Raw genomic sequence first — 17,649 nt, 5'->3', positions numbered from 1 at the left:
AGCATGACGGCGACCCTGGCCTTGCGACAGACCACGCCGACACCGGCGCCTGCGATCGAGCCGGCGACCCCGGAGCTCGCCTGGCTGATGGCCCATGTCCAGACGAACCGTTTCCTGCCGCACCCGCCGCCGGATTCTATCTTCGTCGGCGACGGCGATTATCGCGCCATCGGCGCCGAATTCCCTCGGCCATTTCATCCGGATCGGTCGGCTGAAGCCGCATGAGCGCGTCTTCGACATCGGCTGCGGCATCGGCCGCATGGCAGTGCCGCTGACGCAATATCTCGACCCCGAGCGCGGCAGCTATGACGGCGTCGATCCTGTCATGGACGGCATTCTCTGGTGCGCCCAGACGATCTCACCAGCCTATCCGCGCTTCCGTTTCCAGCGCCTCGACATCGCCCACCCGCTCTACAATCCGCAGGGTTCGCTGCCGGGCAACGAGGTGCGCTTCGGCTTCGCCAACCAGAGCTTCGACTTCATCACCATGACCTCGGTGGCGACGCATCTGCCGCCGGACGAACTCGTGGTCTACCTGAACGAGGCGGCGCGCCTACTCGCGCCAGGCGGGCGGCTGTTCCTGACCGCCTTCGCGCTCGACGGGCAGGTCACCGGCCAGGAAAGATTGAAGTTCCGGCGCTGGGGTGAGGGGCCGGGTTGGTATGCGATCGAGGAGGCGCCGCTGGCGGCCGCCGGGATCGACGCCGGCTTCCTCCTCGAACACGCGACGCAGGCCGGCCTCGCCGTCGAGCGGCTCGACCCCGGCCATTGGCGCGGGCAGAGCGCGGCTCATTACCAGGACCTGCTGGTCGCGGTGAAGCCGGGAGTCCAGCGATGAGCCGGCGCATCCTCGTCGTCGCCCATAACCACCCGGACCTGCATCCCGGTGGCACCGAGATCTTCGCGCATGACCTGGCGAAGGCCTATCGCGCCGAGGGCTGCGAGGTGCTCTTTCTTGGCGCTACCAATGCGATCCACCGCCAGCCGCATCCGGGCACCGCCTTCCAGGCGACCGGAGCTGATGGCGACCTGCTGTTGTGGAGCGGCCATTTCGACCGCTTCCATCTCAGCCAGATCGACCATTACGGCACCTTGCAGGACCTCGGCTCGCTGCTGACCGAGTTCCGGCCCGACGTGATCCACATCCACCATCTCGTGCTGATCGGCGCCGAGTTCCTGGCACTGGCGCGGCGGTTGCTGCCGCAGGCGTCGATCGTGATGACGCTGCACGACTACTATTCGATCTGCCATCATGACGGGCTGATGGTGCGGGCGAGCGACAAGCAGCGCTGCACCGGCGCGACGCCCGGCAAATGCCATGGCTGCTTCCCGGAGATCGGCCCAGACCGCTTCCTGCTGCGCGAGCGTTTCCTCAAGACGCATCTTGCCGCGGTCGACCGCTTCGTCGCGCCGAGCCGTTTCCTGCGCCAGCGCTACATCGACTGGGGCCTGCCAAGCGAGAAGATCGAGGTCGTCGCCAATGCCAGGCCGGCGCAGATGCCGGTGCCGCATCGGCACACCCATGGCGCGCGCAACCGCTTCGGTTATTTCGGCAACCTCAACCCATGGAAGGGCGTGCTGCCCCTCCTTCAGGCGGCCAAGCTTCTGCGTGAGCAGGGAGCGGACGGGTTCGAGCTGCGCATCCATGGCGGAGCACCGTTCCAGAGCGAGGCCTTCACCACCGCGCTCGACAAGGCGCTGGCAGAGGCTGGCGCCGAAGTCATCCATTGCGGCCCCTATCGCCGCGACGAGATGCCGGCGCTGATGGCCGAGGTCGACTGGGTGGTGATGCCGTCGATCTGGTACGAGAACGCGCCCCTCGTCATCCAGGAAGCCTTCCAGCACCGGCGGCCGGTGATCGCCAGCAATATCGGCGGCATGGCCGAGATGGTGCGCGATGGCATCGACGGACTGCATACCCGTCCCGGCGATCCCCGCCATCTCGCGCAAATGATGGCGCGCGCCGCGAGCGAAGACGGGCTCTGGCGCCGCCTGAGCGAGGGCATCGCGCGCCAACCCGGCATGGACGACTGCGCGCAGGCGCACCTTGCCCTGTTCGATCAACTCAAACTGGCGGAGGCGGCATGACCAGCATGACGACGATGCACAGTCCGGATGGGACCGTGAGCGAAGCGAACGTCACCCCGGCCCGGCTGAATGGGCGCGTCGATGCGCTCGACGGCAACCGGCTGCATGGCTGGATCTGGGACGAGACGCGTCCCGAGGAGCGGCTGACCGTGCGCCTGATGCGCCACGGCCTCAAGATGCAGGAGGCGGTGGCCGATCAGAGCCGCATCGACCTGCGCCGCAACGGCATCGGCGACGGCAAGCATGCCTTCGCCATGGAGCTCGACGACAGGACCGCGGCGGCACGCGAGGCGCTGACCATCGTCGGCATCTCGCCCAGCACCGGGGCAGAACTCGAGCTACGCCTGCCGCCGCCGGCAGAGCTCGCGGCGGAGGCGGCGATCGCCGTGCCGCTGGCCCGCTTTTTCGATCGCGTCGAGGCGCTGATCGCCTTGCAGCGGCGCTCGCAGCTGACCCAGAAGGAACTGCTCGACAAGGTCGGCGAGCTCGGCGTGCAGCTGGCGGAGCACCGTCAACGCGAGGCTGAAACCAGGCAATCGGAGGAGATCGAGGGCAACGGCGCGATCGCGGCACGGCTCGCCGAGCTCGACGTTTTCCAGATGCGCTTCGACCAGACGCTGCGCGCCTTCGATGACCGGCTCGTCGCGATCCGCAAGGAAGCGAAAGCGCCGCTGCGGCAGGTCACCGTCGTGCTCGGCTTCCTCGCGGGTCTCGCGGCGCTGCTCTCCTTCGTCACGCTTACCGTGACGTTGATGGGCAGGTGAGCATGAACGAGGTCATCATTCCCGAGCGGACCAGGATCGCCCCGGCGCCGACCGTCGCCTGGACGCCGCTCGGTGAGAACGCGATCCCTGGTCATGAGCGCCTGCGACGCGATCCCCGGCAAGGTCCCGGTCGCGGTCGACGGCAATCCGCGCAACAAGGTCGAGACGATGGCGCTGACCTGGCGCCGGCCGCAGGCCGATGCCACGCTGGCCGTCGGCTTCCTCTGCCTCGCGCCTGCCCCGTCACCGGATCGCGGTTCCGGCGCGATCCTGCTCGGCCGGCCCGGCCGACCCTTGCGCCTGATCCTGGCGCCAAAGCCGATGCCGCTGCAGGCTTTCCTCGCCGCGCTCGCGGATGAGGCCGGCCAAGCTTTCCCGACCGTGGTCGACGGGCTGCTGGAAGTGCTGCTCGCCGGCAAGTCGAACCCGCGGCGCCTGCGTGCCGTCGGCATGCTTCTGCAATCGGTCGCCAAGCCGGGCGGCTTCGTCGAGGTCATGGGGCCTCTCGACGACGGCATCTTCGTGCAGGGCTGGACTGCGAATTTCACCGCCGGGCGGACCAAGCTGCTGGTCGCGCATGGCGGGCTCTCGCCGGCCGTGCTGGAAGCTGGAACCTTCGAGCGCGACGATCTCGGCGAGGGCGCGCGCGGCTTTTTCGGCCTGCTGGAAGACTGCGCCATCCGCCATCCCAGTGAAATCGAGCGGCTGTTCTTCCGCGCCACCGACGGCTGGCGCGCGCTCGAGGTCTATGAGCGCCATGTTGTGCTCGAACAGATCACCGTGCCCGGCCATCTGCGCGACGGGCTGCAGCGCGGCACCGCGCCGGCTGCCACGACCGAGAAGCTGAAGCAGGCCTCGCAGCGCTTCGACGGGCGCGACACCATCTCCTTCCTCGACCAGCCGGTGCGGGCCGGTATCGACGACGCGACCATCGTCGAAGGCACCGGCGTCCTGATCATCGGCTGGCTGTTCGATCCCGACCGCCTCACCGGCGACGTCGTGCTGCGCAGCGGCACGCAGTCCTGCGCCATCGACAAGATCTGGACACGCGCCATCAGGCCGGACGTCACCGCCGCCTTCGCCGAGGATCCGCGCTTCGGACCGGCCATGGCGAGCCGGCGCAACAGCCATGGCTTCATCGTCTTCGCACCCAAGCTGCTGCCCGAACCGGGGCAGCCGCTCTATCTCGAATTCGAGATAGAGGGCCACGGGCCGGCCTTCCTGCCGCTCTCACCCGGCCGAAACCCGGCGCGGCGCGCGCTGGAGCGGGTCTTCGGCCTGCTCGATCCACGCTCCTCGACGGCCACGGCCGTCGTCGAAAAGCAGATCGCTCCTGCCCTGCAAGCCGCCGAAATCCCGCCGCCCAAGGCGATCGAGACACATGATATCGGCAGCTTCAACGCCGACGCCGCCATGGGGCTGGTGATCGGCCTCGATCATCGCCAGCGCGAGCTCTCCAGCCTGTTCGCACTGCTCGCGATCGATCCGGAGATCAGGCCGCTGCCGATCGTCGTTGCCGCCCCCGGCGAAAGCTTCGACCGGCTCGGCGCCGAGGCGCGCCGGCTGGCGCGGTTCTACGGGCTCCAGGTCCGGCTCGTCCTGGTCGAAGGCGTCGAGGATACCTGCGATGCGCTCGAGGCGGGCGTCCGCGCCAGCCGCTTCCAGACGGTGGCGCTGCTCTCCGGCGCGGCCCAGATCCGGATGCCGGGCTGGCTCGGGCGGCTGGAGCGCGCCTATCGCGGCCGCGGCGGGCACTGCGTCGCCAGCCCGACCCTGCTGTTCGAGGACAATTCGATCCGCTGGGCCGGCGCCTGGCTCGAAGGCGAAGGCGCCGGGCGACGTGTCTACAACCGCTTCGTCGGTTATCCGCTCGATGCGATCGGCAGCCTCGGGCCGATGGAGGTCGCCGCCGGCGCGACCGAATGCTGTGTGATGTCGCGCAACGCCTTCATCGAGGTCGACGGCTTCTCACGCAGCTACTTCACCACTGGCGAGAAGGGCCTCGATCTCTGCCTGAAGCTCAGGATGAACGGCGTGCCGTCGCTCTGGGTGCCGGAAGTCGAGATCTATGTCGTCGAGGACGGCGAGACCCGTCCCCATGTCGGCGCGCTGATCAACCTCGCCGACCGTACCAGTTTCGACCGGCGCTGGGCGCTGGCCATCTCCAACATGAGAGGATGAGCATGCGTATCCTCGTCGTCTCGCACGGCCACCCTTCCTTCTCGCTCGGTGGCGCCGAGATCGCCTCCTACAACCTGCACAAGGGCTTCCAGGCCAAGGCCGAGGTGGACACCCACTACCTCGCCCGTGTCGGGGCGCCGACGCCGCGCCACGCCGGCACGGCATTGATGAGCCTGCGCCAGCGCGGCGGCGAACTGCTCTACTACGCCGAGGAGTACGACCACTTCCTGCTGTCGAACCGGGCAACGGAGGAGATCGAGCGCGACTTCGTCCGCGTGCTGCGCGACCTGAAGCCCGACGTGGTGCATTTCCACCATTTCATCGGGCTGGGTCTCGAATGCCTGTTCGCGGTGCGCGACACCCTGCCGGACGCATTGATCGTGGTGACGTTCCACGAGTACCTCTCGATCTGCCACCACCACGGTCAGATGGTGAAGACCGGCGCTTTCAAGCTCTGCTACCGGGCCTCGCCGAGCGACTGCAACGCCTGCTTCCCCGACATTTCGCCGGCGCGCTTCCTCGCCCGCGAGACCTTCATCAAGGGCATCCTCAACCTCGCAGACCATTTCGTCTCGCCGAGCCGCTTCCTGGCCGAGCGCTACCAGCAATGGGGGCTCGCCGCGGAGCGCTTCTCGGTGATCGAGAACGGCATCGACGTCGCCGAGGTCGCGCCACCGCGGCCGGTGCCCGAAGCCAACGGCCGGCGCTCGCGCTTTGCCTATTTCGGCCAGCTCACGCCCTACAAGGGCGCCGACATGCTGCTCGATGCCGTCACCCGCATTCCGGATTCGGTCTGGGGCGAGGACAGCGTGCTCATGGTCTATGGCGGCAATCTCGACAGGCAGCCGGAGGCCTACAAGAAGAAGTTCGCCGATCTGGTCGAGGCGGCCGGGCGGCGCGTTCGCTTCTGCGGCGCCTTCCAGAACCATGAGATGCCGAACCTGATGCGTTCGGTCGATTGGGTGGTGATGCCTTCGGTCTGGTGGGAGAACTCGCCGATCGTGATCCAGGAGGCCTTCTTCCACGGCCGCCCGATCCTCTCCAGCAATCTCGGCGGCATGGCCGAGAAGATCACCGACGAGGTCGACGGACTGCATTTCCGCTCCGGCAGCCCTGAGGATCTCGTCGACTGCATGACCCGGGCGCTGAGCGAGCCCGGGCTATGGGAGCGCCTGCGTGCAGGCATCAAGAAGCCGCTCAGCCATGTCGACTGCGCCAACCAGCATCTCGCGCTCTACCAGCGCCTGATCGCCGAGCGGGGCATGCCGGCTCCGGCCAATCGCGCCGCCGCGCCGATGATCGCGTGAGCCGCGCGGACAAAACAAGGGAGAACGCAACCATGGCCCGCATCCTCGTGATCAGCCCATCGGGAGAGGTCTACGACCACAACAATGTCCGCTGGTACAAGCACGCCGAGCTTCAGAGCCACATCAACCACTACCATAATATCGGCGACGCCTTCGTCTTCGATTCCTCGCTGAAGCTGCTCAACTTCGAGACGCTGGAGGAATTGCCGATTACCAGCATCGACGAGGCGCAGATCGACCGGTTCAACGCCGAGTTCGACTATGTCTTCCTGCGTGGCTCGAACTATGTGCACGCCGGGATGAACTGGAGCCGCACCGCCGAGGTGCTGCGCCGGCTGAAGCTGCCGGTGCTCGCCTTCGGCATCGGCGCGCAGGCCCCAGTCAGCGGTAAGCTAGAGCTCAGCGAGGACACCAAGACCGTCCTCAAGCTGATCTCGGACTCGACCGCCTCGGTCGGTGTGCGCGGCACCTATTCGGCCGAGGTCATGAACGAGCTCGGCATCAAGAACGCCCGGATCATCGGCTGCCCGACCGCCTTCCGCAACAACCGGCCCGACCTTTCCATCCGCCTGCCGGCGCTCGACACCGTGAAGCAGGTCGGCGTCACGCTGCGCCGCGAGGTCTCCAAGCATTACGCCAAGGACATCAAGCGCTACCTCACCTTCCACCGCGATCTGGTGAAGGCGATGGCGGAGCGCTTCGAGGTCACGCTGATGTCGCAGGGCGAGGTCGAGGAGAAGAAGCTCGCGCTGGGCACGCCCGAGCAGAAGCAGGAGGGCATGGCGGCCCTGCGCGAGAACGGCTGGGCGACCCAATGGTATCTCGATGAGCGCATGGAAGGGCTCTACCGCGACCGGATGTTCTATTCGGACGTCGTCGCCGAATACGAGCAACTCGTCCGCAAGCTAGATCTCGTCCTCGGCTACCGGCTGCACGGCAATCTGATGGCGCTCGCCAACGGCACGCCGTCGATCTACTTCACCTATGACAGCCGCACCGTCGAATTCGCCGAGACCTTCCAGATCCCGAGCGTCGACGTCTTCGACGGCAAGGACTTCCGGCTTGAGGACTACTGGGAGCAGGCGCGGTTCGACCGCTTCAATGCGGCCTATGCCCGTGTCTACGGCGCAATGAGCGCGTTCCTGAGCGAGAACAAGATCGACCACAAGATGGTGAAGCCGGCTGCGGCCGCACCGGCTCCCGAGCCGGAAAGGAAGGTGGCATGAGGAGCGCGCGCACCGCCCTCGCCTGGCTGCCGGCGGCGCTGCTGGCAATCGCCGCGCCTGTCGCCGGCTTCGCGCAGGCGCCGGGCGCACCGTCCGCCGCAGGCTACCGGCTGGAGATCGCTCCCGACGCGAAGGAAGAGACGGTCGTCTCCTGGGCCCGCGAGCGCTGTGAGGAATGGGATTTGCCGGACGCGCCGCTCCGCGCCTTCCGCGACAACAAGGGCGAAGTCGTCGCCTTCGCCAGCCATTACCGCAGCCGCCCGCTGATCGGCGGCAATCTCGGCGCGATCCGCAAGAGCTGCGCTGTGTCGTTCGAGGCGAAGAGCAGCGCCGATCCCAGCCAGTTCAGCGACAAGAGCTGGATCGCCGCGACCTGGACCGGCGATGGCCGCAATGTCGAGGCGCTGGTGCACGCCGAATACCATGCCGACAAGCATCCCGGTGCCTGCCGCTTCAAGGATGCGATGAGCTGCTGGTACAATGTCGTCACCGCCGCCCATTCTGATGATGGCGGGCTGAGCTTCAAGACCGACGAGCCGCGCCCGCTGGTGGCCGCTCCCGGCTTCCCCCAGGAGGTCGGCCAGGGCCGGCATCGCGGCTTCTTCAACCCGTCCAACATCGTCCAGAAGGACGGCGCCTGGTATGCGCTGATCATGACCACCGGGGGCGAGGGCCAGAAGAACGGCGTCTGCCTGTTTCGGTCGACCAACATCAAGGACCCGACCTCCTGGCGCGCCTTCGACGGGCAGGACTTCACCATCCGCGCCGTCGATCCCTATCGCGACGACCTCAGCCAGGCGCGGCCCTGCCAGACGCTCAAGCCGCTGCCGACCACCGTGGGCTCGCTGACCCGGCACGAGGCAAGCGGGAAATGGCTCGCGCTCCTCCACCTCGGCCCCGATCCGAGCCAGAACATCGCCGGCGGCCGCGTCGCCTATAGCTGGTCCGACGACCTGATCCGCTGGTCGCCGCTGCAGACTCTGATGGTGCAGCCGACGATGTGGAGCAAGAACTGCAGCGACCGGCTGCGCTACGGCTATGGCGCCCTCGCCGACCCCGCCTCGCGCTCGCGCAATTTCGAGACGACCGGGGACGAGGCCTATCTCTTCATGACCAGGATGAAGGTCGCCGACTGCAAGCTCGGCCCTGATCGCGACCTGGTCCGCCTCAAAGTTCAGTTCGTCAAGGAGGGGCCATGAACGCGCCCGTGCTCAATCTCGGCTCCGTCGTCTCTGCCGAGAACGCCATCAAAATCCTGCGCGCCACCACCGGCGAGGTCGTCGTCGCCATCGGGCGCAGGCCCGACCGGAGCTGGCCGGTACTCAAGCTCATGCTCGACGGGCAGGAATACGCCACCATCCAGCCCGGCGCGATCGTCACGGCTGAGGCGGATGTCGCCGAGCTGACCATCCCGCTGCCAAGCCTGCCCAATGGGCGTCCCCACTCGGTCGCGATCGCCGACGCAGCCACGGGCACGCTCGCCCCGGGTTCGAATCTGCGTCCGATCGCGACCGAGACCAAATTGCGCGCGCTGGTGATCTACCCGGCCGGCGAGGTCTACGAGCACGACAAGGTGCGCTGGTACCGCGCGCCGATGGAAAAGCTGCTCAGCGACTATTTCAACATCGGCGACATGATCGTCTACGACTCGACGTTGAAGCTCCTGCGCTATGCGCATCTGGAGCCGATGAAGATCATGTCGCCGACCGATGCCGACATCGCCCGCTACGCTAACGAATTCGACTTCGTCTTCGTGCGCGGCTCGAACTTCATCCACGAGAACATGGAATGGTTCCGCGCCGTCGAGGTGCTGGAGAAGGTCAAGCTGCCGGTCTACGCGATCGGCGTCGGAGCCCAGGCCAGCCAGAACCGCAAGATCGAGCTGCCTGAGGCGTCGAAGCGCTTCTGGTCGATCGTCGCCGAGCGCTCGGCAGCGATCGGCGTGCGCGGCGCCTTCAGCGCCGAGACCCTGCGCCAGAACGGCATAAAGAATGTCGAGGTCGTCGGTTGCCCGTCGATCTTCCGGACCCGCAACCGCGACCTCAAGATCCGCATTCCCGACCAGCGCGAGGTTCGGAAGGTCGCCTTCAGCCTGCGCCGCGAGGCCGACAAGAGCTATACCGCCGACCCGGAAGCCTATCTGCGCAATCAGAAGGCCGCGCTGCTCAAGGTCGACAGCCAGAGCGAGATGGTGATGTCCTCGCATGGCGAGCAGGAGGAGAAGGCGTTCTTCCTGCGCGATGGCGCCGCGAAGGAGAAGGCCGTCGCCGAGTTCGTTCGGACCAAGTGGTGGGACGGTCCGGACGATGCGCCGATGCGGCGGATCTACGAGAAGCAACTATTCTCCTTCTTCGACGTCGAGCGTTACGACGAATTCGCCCGCTCGATCGACCTTGCCGTCGGCTACCGCGTCCACGGCGTGCTCCCGGCAGTGGCGCAGGGCGTGCCGGGCGTGCTGGTCGCCTATGACACGCGCAGCCAGGAACTGGCCGAGACGCTGAAGATCCCAGTGGTGCCGGAAGCGGCACTGGCCGAGGGCGGCTGGCGCGCCGTCTATCAGGAGGCGGCGCTGAACAACCTGGCGAAGAGCTACGCCGCCTCCTACGACCGGATGCGCGGCTTCCTCGACCACAACGGCATTCCCCACCGCATGTGAGGCCGCAGCCTCACATAGCGGAAGGGCACGGTCGGCGCAGAAGCGTCCGATATCCACCGGGCTAGCCGAGACGGTCCGACAGCGGGCCGAACCTACAGCCTATGGGTTTTTACGAACGCAGGAGACGATCATGCGGATCGAGTACAATGCAGGTACAGCCCTTTCCATCATGCGCGGCAATCCCGTGCGTGGTTGGATCTCTGGCAAGCCGGAGAAGATGGCCAAGGAACGGCTGACCACCGGCAACTACCTGTCCGTCGAGCACAAATCGAAATTCAAGATCGATCCGTCATGGCCGATCTTCACCATGGGCTCGTGCTTTGCCCGCGAGGTCGAGAACATCCTGATGATGCGCGGGCTGCCGCTACTGCTGCGCGGTCACGGCGTGCCGGCCGAACATTTCGAGAGCTGGGATGAGGAGGTCGGCCGCGGCGGCGGCGCCAATCGCGGCGAGCTTTCCCGCGGCGCGCTCAACAAATACTCGGTCCGTTCGATGACGCACGAGCTCAGGCGCGTCCTGGCAGGCGAGAGCTATCCCAATGACGGGCTGGTCGAGCTCGCGCCCGGGCAATGGTTCGATCCGCATGCCAGCGGCCTGAAATTGCTCGACCGCGAGACCGCCTTCGCCAACCGCAAACGCCTCACCGAGGCGACCGCGCAGATCAAGAATGCGCGCATCTGCTTCTTCACGCTCGGCCTGACCGAGACCTGGCTCGATTCCGAGACCGGGATTGCGATGAATGCGCATCCCGGTCCGACCTGGCTGGCGCGCATGCCCGATCGCTTCCGCTTCATCGACTATGGCTACGATACCACTCTGGCCGACATGCTCGACACGATCGGGCTGATCCGCGAGCACTGCCATCCGGAGATGCGCTTCATCGTCACCGTCTCGCCGGTGCCGTTCGGCGCGACCTTCAAGGATGCCGACGTGATCGTCGCCAACAGCGCCTCGAAATCGGTGCTGCGCGCCGTGGCCGAGGAATTGTTCCGCCGCTTCGACTACGTCGACTACTTCCCGAGCTACGAGATCGTGCTCAACTCGCCGCGCACCATCGCCTTCGAGGACGATCAGCTCCACATCGCCCGCGAGATGGTCGCGCATGTGATGACGACCTTCCAGGGCGCCTATCTCGGCGATGCCGCACAGCCGCAGGCGGCCTGAGCCTGTTCCGACTGGCTTGCAATGCAAGCCAGTCGGCAAAACGGTCTCAAACTCAAAGTTAAGAGACGGATTCACCGATCAGGTTGGAGCAACCTGATCGGTGAATCCGTCCTGAGCCAACAAGCCGGTCGCCGTGGCCGGCTTACCATGTCAAGATGCGCCGGGCGCCGGAGAGCGGCCCCGGCGCAGGCATGTCCGGCGGCCGTCCGACCGCCCGATCGGCTACCGTCGGGAGGACGAGATGAACGTCGCCAATCTACAGCTCGAAGGGATGCTGCTGGCCTTCACGGCCGTGCTGCGCTCGCTGGTGACTTCGGGCGCACTGACTGATTCACAGCTCAAGGCCGCGCTGACGGAGGCCGAGCAAACCGGGCTGGGCGATCGGCAGCGCTGCGACCAGCTCAGCCCGAGTCAGCGCGACTCGCTCGCCTTCGCTGCCCGCTTCCTGTCGATCGCGACCCGGCCGGAAGGCGGCATGCGATCGTTCTCTGAGGTGGCACGCGAGGTCGGCCGCACCACCTGAGCTTTCAAGGCAGGTTCTCGCGGAGCACGATCTCGATGCCCGGGCGGGCCGTGCCTTCGGTCGCCGCTCGCCCGGCGCGCAGGTTCGCGAAGATGGCGATGCAGTCCATCAGGGTCGCCTGCGGGTTCTGTGTGAGGACCGCATCCATGACGCCGTCCATCAGCAGGCTGCGCGTTTCACGGGTGAGCCCATGTCCGACGAAGACGGTATCGTGCTGGCGCCCGACCTCGCGCAGCGCCCGGCCGATCCCCTCCGGACCGCCGCCGATATTGTAGATTCCCGCGAGGTCGGGATGCTGCGCCAGCAAGGTCTTCGTCTGGCGGTAGTTCCTGGCCTCCTCGTCGTGCCCCTCGCGCAGGCCGACCACCTCGATCGCCGGATAGAGCTCCTGGAAGAGATGCAGGAAGCCCATCTCGCGCTCCTCATGCGCCCGATAGCTGAGCGATCCGACGATCATCGCGACCTTGGCGGGCCTGTCGCCCATGAAGCGCGCGAGCAGATAGCCGGCGGTGCGTCCGGCCGCCCGATTGTCGAGTCCGACATAAGCCGCGCGCGCGCTATGGGCGATGTCGGAGATCAGCGCCACGGTAGGCACGCCGCGCTCCGCCAGCAGGTTGACCGCCTCGCGCACCAGAGGATGTTCGAGCGCCATGAAGGCGACGCCGTCGACCTCGCGGCCGATGCGCTTCAGCTCCTGCGCCAGCAGATCGGGGCGAAAGCCTTCGATGTACTCGACCCGCGCCCGCATGTTGAAACCGGCGAACTGCTCCTGCGCCCGCGCCACCAGTCGGCCCAGCATGCCGAGGAAGCTGTTCTCGCCGGAGGGCAGCAGGAAGGCGAGCCGCAAGGGTTTCATTCCGGCGGGCATGCGCTCGCTCACATCGGCAATGTAGTCCAGCTCCTTGGCCGCCTGGAGCACACGGCGCAGCGTCGTCGGCCTCACGCCGGGACGGCCGTTGAGCGCACGATCGGCCGTCGCCGTCGAGACGCCGGCCAGCGCCGCCACGTCAGCCAAGGTCGGCAGGGTTCGCCCATAGGCGGGGATAGAGGCCGTCATATCACATCAAATAACATCATAAAAACGCTTTGACCAGCCTCCGGACCGAACCTAGGTTCTGCTCAATTCGTGCCAAGACGCGAGTGAAAGAACCGGTTCGGGAGGTTATCGTGGGTTGGGGAACATCAAGCTCCAGCATAGCTTTGGCAGGTTTCTGCCCGACATCCGTGCGGCGCACGCTGCGCCATCGAGCGGACCCAACCTCATAACACATCATCCACGATGATGCCCGAGCAAGATCAAGCATAGGAACGGTGTCGATGTCTGCAGAAGGCCGCTTGAAGGACAAGGTTGCGATCGTCTTCGGCGCCGGCTCCATCGGTGATGGCTGGGGCAATGGCAAGGCCGCTGCCGCAGCTTATGCGAGGGCGGGCGCAAAGGTGATCGCCGTCGACCTGAATGCTGCCGCTGCCGACGCGACGCGCGACATCATCCTCGCGGAAGACCATGACGCGATCTCGGTCACCGCCGACACCACGCGCCTCGAGGACGTCCAGCGCAGCGTCGATGCGGCGCTCGGAGCTTACGGCCGGATCGACATCCTCCACAACAATGTCGGCATCACCTCGCAGGGCGGCCCGGTCGAGACCAGCGAAGACATCTGGGATCGCGTGATGACGGTCAATGTGAAGAGCATGTTCCTGGCCTGCAAGGCCGTGCTGCCGACCATGGAAGCGCAGCAGAGCGGCGCCATCATCAATATCGGCGCACTCGGCGGCGTGCGCTGGACCGGCTACGCCTATTGCGCCTACGCAGCCAGCAAGGGCGCGGTCAACAGCTTCACCCAGAGCATCGCGCTGCAATATGCCGGCAAGGGCATCCGGGCGAACTGCATCCTGCCCGGCGTGATGGATACGCCGCACATCTACAAGCAGATTTCGGGCTTCTACCAGGATACCGAGGCCATGGTCGCCGCCCGCAATAAGATGTCGCCGACCGGGCGCATGGGCGATGGCTGGGATGTCGCGCATGCCGCGGTGTTCCTGGCCAGCGACGAAGCCAAATACATCAACGGCGTCGAATTGTTCGTCGATGGCGGCATGCATGCGCGCTGCAATTGAACAACAGGGCCGGAGATGAGGCGGGCCAGCCTGTTCGGTCGGCCTGAGAAGACAGACACCAAATTCCAATGGTTGCCGGGCAAGGCAACAAAACGGAGGGAACGTCCATGACACTGACGACGCGTCGCCGATTCCTAACAAACCTGTCCCTGGCTCCGGCCGCGGCCGGGTTGATCGTGGGCCTGCCGCGCCCGGCACGGGCTGCTGAGATCTCTCTGAAGTTCGGCAACAACCTGCCGCTCAGCCACCCCTTGAACATCCGCGCTGCCGAGGCGGCCGAACGGATCGCACGGGAGAGCAATGGCCGCGTCGAGGTCAAGATCTTCCCGAACAACCAGCTGGGCGGCGACACCGACATGCTGTCGCAGGTGCGCAGCGGCGGCATCGACATCTTCAATGCCGGTACGCTGGTCATCGCGACGCTCGCGCCGGTCAGCGCCATCACCGGCGTCGGCTTCGCCTTCAACAGCTATGACCAGGTCTGGCAGGCCGTGGACGGGCCGCTCGGCAATCTGATCCGCGCCGGCTTCGCCAAGGTCGGCCTGCATACGTTCGAGAAGATGTGGGACAACGGCTTCCGCCAGATCACCACGAGCACGCGCCCGATCGCCTCCGCGGCCGATCTCTCCGGGCTCAAGATCCGCGTACCGGTCAGCCCGATGGGCATCGCGCTGTTCAAGGCGCTCGGCGCCACACCCGCGAGCCTGCAGTTCAGCGAAGTCTACTCGGCCTTGCAGACCAAGGTCGTCGATGCGCAGGAAAACCCGCTCGCCATCGTCCAGACCGCCAAGTTGTACGAGGTGCAGAAATTCTGCTCCAACACCAATCACAGCTGGGACGGCTATCACTTCGTCTTCAACGGCCGTTCCTGGCGCAACCTGCCTGAGGATGTGAAGGCGATCGTCTCGCGCGCCTTCAACGAGGCAGGCCTCCAGCAGCGCGAAGACGTGCGCAAGCTGAACGAGAGCCTCCAGGGCGAACTCACCTCGAAGGGCCTTGCCTTCAATAGCGCCAAGTCCGACAGCTTCCAGGCGAAGCTGCGCGAAAGCGGCTTCTACAAGGAATGGCAGGAGCGCTTCGGCGCCGATGCCTGGACCCTGCTGGAAGGCACTGCGGGCAAGCTCGCCTGAGCCTGCCGCGGCGCTGGAAGCAAGGGATCAGCCATGGACGGGCACATCGCCACTCTGCCGGCGCAGCCGATGCCGGCAACCGGCCTCGGTCGCCTCGCGGACAGGCTCGACCGCTCCGTCGGGGCGGTGATCGAGCTCGTCGTCGCCGTGCTCGTCCTCGCCGAGATCATCATCCTCGGAGCGGGTGTCGTCGCCCGCTACGTCTTTCACGCCCCGCTGGTCTGGTCGGACGAGCTCGCCTCGATCCTGTTCCTCTGGCTCTCCATGCTTGGTGCGGTCGTGGCCCTGCGCCGCGGCGAGCATATGCGCATGACCGGCCTCGTCACCCGCGTCGGCCCGCAGACCCGCGCCGTGCTCGAAGCGCTCGCCATCACCGCGGCGATCGCCTTCCTGGTGATGATCCTGCCCGAGGCGCTCGACTATGCCGAGGACGAGCGCTTCATCGTCACCCCCGCGCTGGAGATCGCCAATTCCTGGCGGGCCGCAGCGCTGCCGATCGGCATCGTCCTGATGCTGTTCGCCGCCTTTTGCCGGCTGCTGCGCTTCGGCTCCTGGAAGCCCGTCCTCCTCGCCGCTGGCGTCACGGCGGCTCTCGTCATCCTGTTCTGGCTGATCGGGCCCGTGCTGAAGCCGCTCGGCAAGCTCAACCTGGTGATCTTCTTCGTCGGCATCGTCGCGGCCAACGTCTTCGCCGGCGTGCCGATCGCCTTCTCCTTTGCGCTCGCCACCTTCGGCTATCTCTCGCTGACGACCTCGACGCCGATGGTCGTCATGGTCGGCCGGCTCGACGAGGGCATGAGCCATCTCATCCTGCTCGCCGTGCCGCTCTTCATCTTCCTGGGCGCGTTGATCGAGATGACCGGCATGGCGCGCGCCATGATCCAGTTCCTGGCCTCGCTGCTCGGCCATGTCCGTGGCGGCCTGTCCTATGTGCTGATCGGCGCGATGTACCTGGTCTCCGGCATCTCCGGCTCGAAGATCGCCGACATGGCCGCGATCGCTCCGGTGCTGTTCCCGGAGATGCAGAAGCGGGGCGCCAAACCCGGCGACCTCGTCGCGCTGCTTTCGGCGACCGGCGCGCAAACCGAGACGATCCCGCCCTCGATCGTGCTGATCACCATCGGCTCGGTCACCGGCGTCTCGATCGCGGCGCTATTCACCGGTGGCATGCTGCCGGCGGTCGCGCTCGGCATCGCGCTCTGCTTCGTCGTCTGGTGGCGGAACCGGGCCGAGGACCTCAGCCACGTCACCAAGTATTCGAAGCGCGAGATCGGCAAGCTCTGCCTGATCGCGCTGCCGGCCATCGCCCTGCCCTTCGTCATCCGCGCCGCGGTCGTCGAGGGCGTCGCTACCGCGACCGAGGTCTCGACCATCGGCATCGCCTATGCGGTGCTGGCCGGCCTGCTGATCTACCGGCAATTCGATTGGCGCCGGCTCAAGGGCATGCTGGTCGACACCGCCTCGCTCACCGGCGCGATCATCTTCATCATCGGCTGCGCCACCGCGATGGCCTGGGGTCTGACGCAATCGGGCTTCTCGCAGGATCTCGCCAAGATCATGGCGGCGGTGCCGGGCGGCACATGGGGCTTCCTCGCCATCTCGATCGTCGCCTTCGTCATCCTCGGCAGCGTGCTCGAGGGCATCCCGGCGATCGTGCTGTTCGGGCCGCTGCTCTTCCCGATCGCCAAGCAGATCGGCGTGCACGAGGTGCACTATGCCATGGTCGTGATCTTCGCGATGGGCATCGGCCTCTTCGCACCGCCCTTCGGCGTCGGCTATTACGGCGCCTGCGCGATCTCGAAGATCAATCCCGACGAGGGGCTGAAATACATCTGGGCCTATATCGCCGCCCTTTTGATCGGCCTCGTCATCGTCGCCGCCGTGCCGTGGATCTCCATCGGCTTCCTCTAGCGCTGAACCATCGACCTTCGCAGGAAAGCACCACCATGAGCCGCTACTTTGGCCAGATCCGTCAGGCCGGCTATGTCGTCCCCGATATCGAGGCGGCGATGGATTATTGGAGCCGGGTTCTCGGTGTCGGACCGTTCTTCTACAATCCCAAGGTCCCGATCAAAAACTACCGCTACAAGGGCGAAACCTACGAGCCGCATAACTCGGTAGCGCTGGCCAACTCCGGTCCGCTGCAGATCGAGCTGATCCAGTGCCGCAACGCAGTGCCGTCCATGTACAAGGACTTCACCGATGCCGGCCATAGCGGCCTGCAGCATGTCGCCTACTGGACCTCGGATTACGATGCCGACCTTGAGCGGCTGCTGGCCGAGGGCTTCAAGCCGGTGATGTCGGGCGAGGTCGGCGAACGCGGCCGCTTCATCTATTTCGACACCCACTACCATCCCGGCACGGTGATCGAGCTCTCCGAGGTCGCCGGCCCCAAGGGCGAGATGTTCCGGCTGATCCGCGAGGCGGGCGAGAGCTGGGACGGCAAGGATCCGGTCCGCCCTTTCCCTGACCTCAGCAAGCTCTGAACGAC

14 protein-coding genes and 1 pseudogene are annotated in these 17,649 nt (G+C 66.2%); 14 read left to right on the top strand and 1 reads right to left on the bottom strand.

Annotated elements, in window-relative coordinates; genetic code table 11:
• Nucleotides 1–3: 3 nt before the first annotated feature.
• From QO058_RS18010 to QO058_RS17965, 10 genes and pseudogenes are all read left to right on the top strand, one after another.
• A pseudogene (locus tag QO058_RS18010) lies at nucleotides 4–838 on the top strand (class I SAM-dependent methyltransferase).
• Nucleotides 835–2,088 carry a glycosyltransferase family 4 protein gene (locus QO058_RS18005; RefSeq protein WP_284167646.1) on the top strand — a complete coding sequence of 418 codons (1,254 nt, stop codon included), beginning with the start codon at nucleotides 835–837 and terminating at the stop codon, nucleotides 2,086–2,088. The pseudogene QO058_RS18010 and the gene QO058_RS18005 overlap by 4 nt, the downstream one beginning before the upstream one ends.
• A 35-nt stretch (nucleotides 2,089–2,123) precedes the next feature.
• Nucleotides 2,124–2,852: a hypothetical protein gene (locus QO058_RS18000; protein WP_284167645.1), complete on the top strand. Its 729-nt coding sequence runs from the start codon at nucleotides 2,124–2,126 to the stop codon at nucleotides 2,850–2,852.
• A 93-nt stretch (nucleotides 2,853–2,945) separates the two neighbouring features.
• Entirely contained in the window at nucleotides 2,946–5,033 is a 2,088-nt protein-coding gene (locus QO058_RS17995) for a glycosyltransferase family 2 protein (protein ID WP_284167644.1), read from the top strand.
• A gap of 2 nt (nucleotides 5,034–5,035) precedes the next feature.
• Nucleotides 5,036–6,340: a glycosyltransferase family 4 protein gene (locus QO058_RS17990; protein ID WP_432211951.1), complete on the top strand. Its 1,305-nt coding sequence runs from the start codon at nucleotides 5,036–5,038 to the stop codon at nucleotides 6,338–6,340.
• A 32-nt stretch (nucleotides 6,341–6,372) separates the two neighbouring features.
• Nucleotides 6,373–7,566: a polysaccharide pyruvyl transferase family protein gene (locus QO058_RS17985; RefSeq protein WP_284167642.1), complete on the top strand. Its 1,194-nt coding sequence runs from the start codon at nucleotides 6,373–6,375 to the stop codon at nucleotides 7,564–7,566.
• Nucleotides 7,563–8,765 (top strand): hypothetical protein, encoded by a 1,203-nt coding sequence (locus tag QO058_RS17980; protein WP_284167641.1) that lies wholly within the window; start codon nucleotides 7,563–7,565, stop codon nucleotides 8,763–8,765. Before QO058_RS17985 ends, QO058_RS17980 begins: the two co-directional genes overlap by 4 nt.
• Complete coding sequence (locus QO058_RS17975; RefSeq protein ID WP_284167640.1) at nucleotides 8,762–10,222, top strand: polysaccharide pyruvyl transferase family protein; 1,461 nt, start codon at nucleotides 8,762–8,764, stop codon at nucleotides 10,220–10,222. Before QO058_RS17980 ends, QO058_RS17975 begins: the two co-directional genes overlap by 4 nt.
• A 130-nt stretch (nucleotides 10,223–10,352) precedes the next feature.
• Nucleotides 10,353–11,387: a GSCFA domain-containing protein gene (locus QO058_RS17970; protein WP_284167639.1), complete on the top strand. Its 1,035-nt coding sequence runs from the start codon at nucleotides 10,353–10,355 to the stop codon at nucleotides 11,385–11,387.
• Between the two features lie 241 nt (nucleotides 11,388–11,628).
• Nucleotides 11,629–11,910, top strand: coding sequence for a hypothetical protein (locus tag QO058_RS17965; RefSeq protein ID WP_126114284.1), 282 nt, complete (start codon nucleotides 11,629–11,631; stop codon nucleotides 11,908–11,910).
• A 4-nt stretch (nucleotides 11,911–11,914) separates the two neighbouring features.
• On the opposite strand, the gene QO058_RS17960 is transcribed toward QO058_RS17965, so the two are convergent.
• Nucleotides 11,915–12,967: a LacI family DNA-binding transcriptional regulator gene (locus tag QO058_RS17960; RefSeq protein ID WP_284167638.1), complete on the bottom strand. Its 1,053-nt coding sequence runs from the start codon at nucleotides 12,965–12,967 to the stop codon at nucleotides 11,915–11,917.
• 260 nt (nucleotides 12,968–13,227) lie between these two features.
• Here QO058_RS17960 and QO058_RS17955 point away from each other — a divergent pair, with 260 nt between their 5' ends.
• From QO058_RS17955 to QO058_RS17940, 4 genes are all read left to right on the top strand, one after another.
• Nucleotides 13,228–14,028: an SDR family NAD(P)-dependent oxidoreductase gene (locus tag QO058_RS17955; RefSeq protein WP_284167637.1), complete on the top strand. Its 801-nt coding sequence runs from the start codon at nucleotides 13,228–13,230 to the stop codon at nucleotides 14,026–14,028.
• 107 nt (nucleotides 14,029–14,135) lie between these two features.
• Nucleotides 14,136–15,158, top strand: a complete 1,023-nt coding sequence (locus tag QO058_RS17950; RefSeq protein WP_284167636.1) for a TRAP transporter substrate-binding protein — start codon at nucleotides 14,136–14,138, stop codon at nucleotides 15,156–15,158.
• A gap of 33 nt (nucleotides 15,159–15,191) precedes the next feature.
• Nucleotides 15,192–17,069 carry a TRAP transporter large permease gene (locus QO058_RS17945; protein WP_432211950.1) on the top strand — a complete coding sequence of 626 codons (1,878 nt, stop codon included), beginning with the start codon at nucleotides 15,192–15,194 and terminating at the stop codon, nucleotides 17,067–17,069.
• A gap of 35 nt (nucleotides 17,070–17,104) precedes the next feature.
• On the top strand, nucleotides 17,105–17,644 hold the full coding sequence (locus QO058_RS17940; protein ID WP_284167635.1) for a VOC family protein: 540 nt from the start codon (nucleotides 17,105–17,107) through the stop codon (nucleotides 17,642–17,644).
• Nucleotides 17,645–17,649 lie beyond the last annotated feature (5 nt).

Source organism: Bosea vestrisii (genome assembly GCF_030144325.1).
Lineage (GTDB): Bacteria > Pseudomonadota > Alphaproteobacteria > Rhizobiales > Beijerinckiaceae > Allobosea > Allobosea vestrisii_A.
The sequence above is the reverse complement of the archived record's forward strand: the minus strand, read 5'-3'. Positions and strand labels throughout refer to the sequence as shown.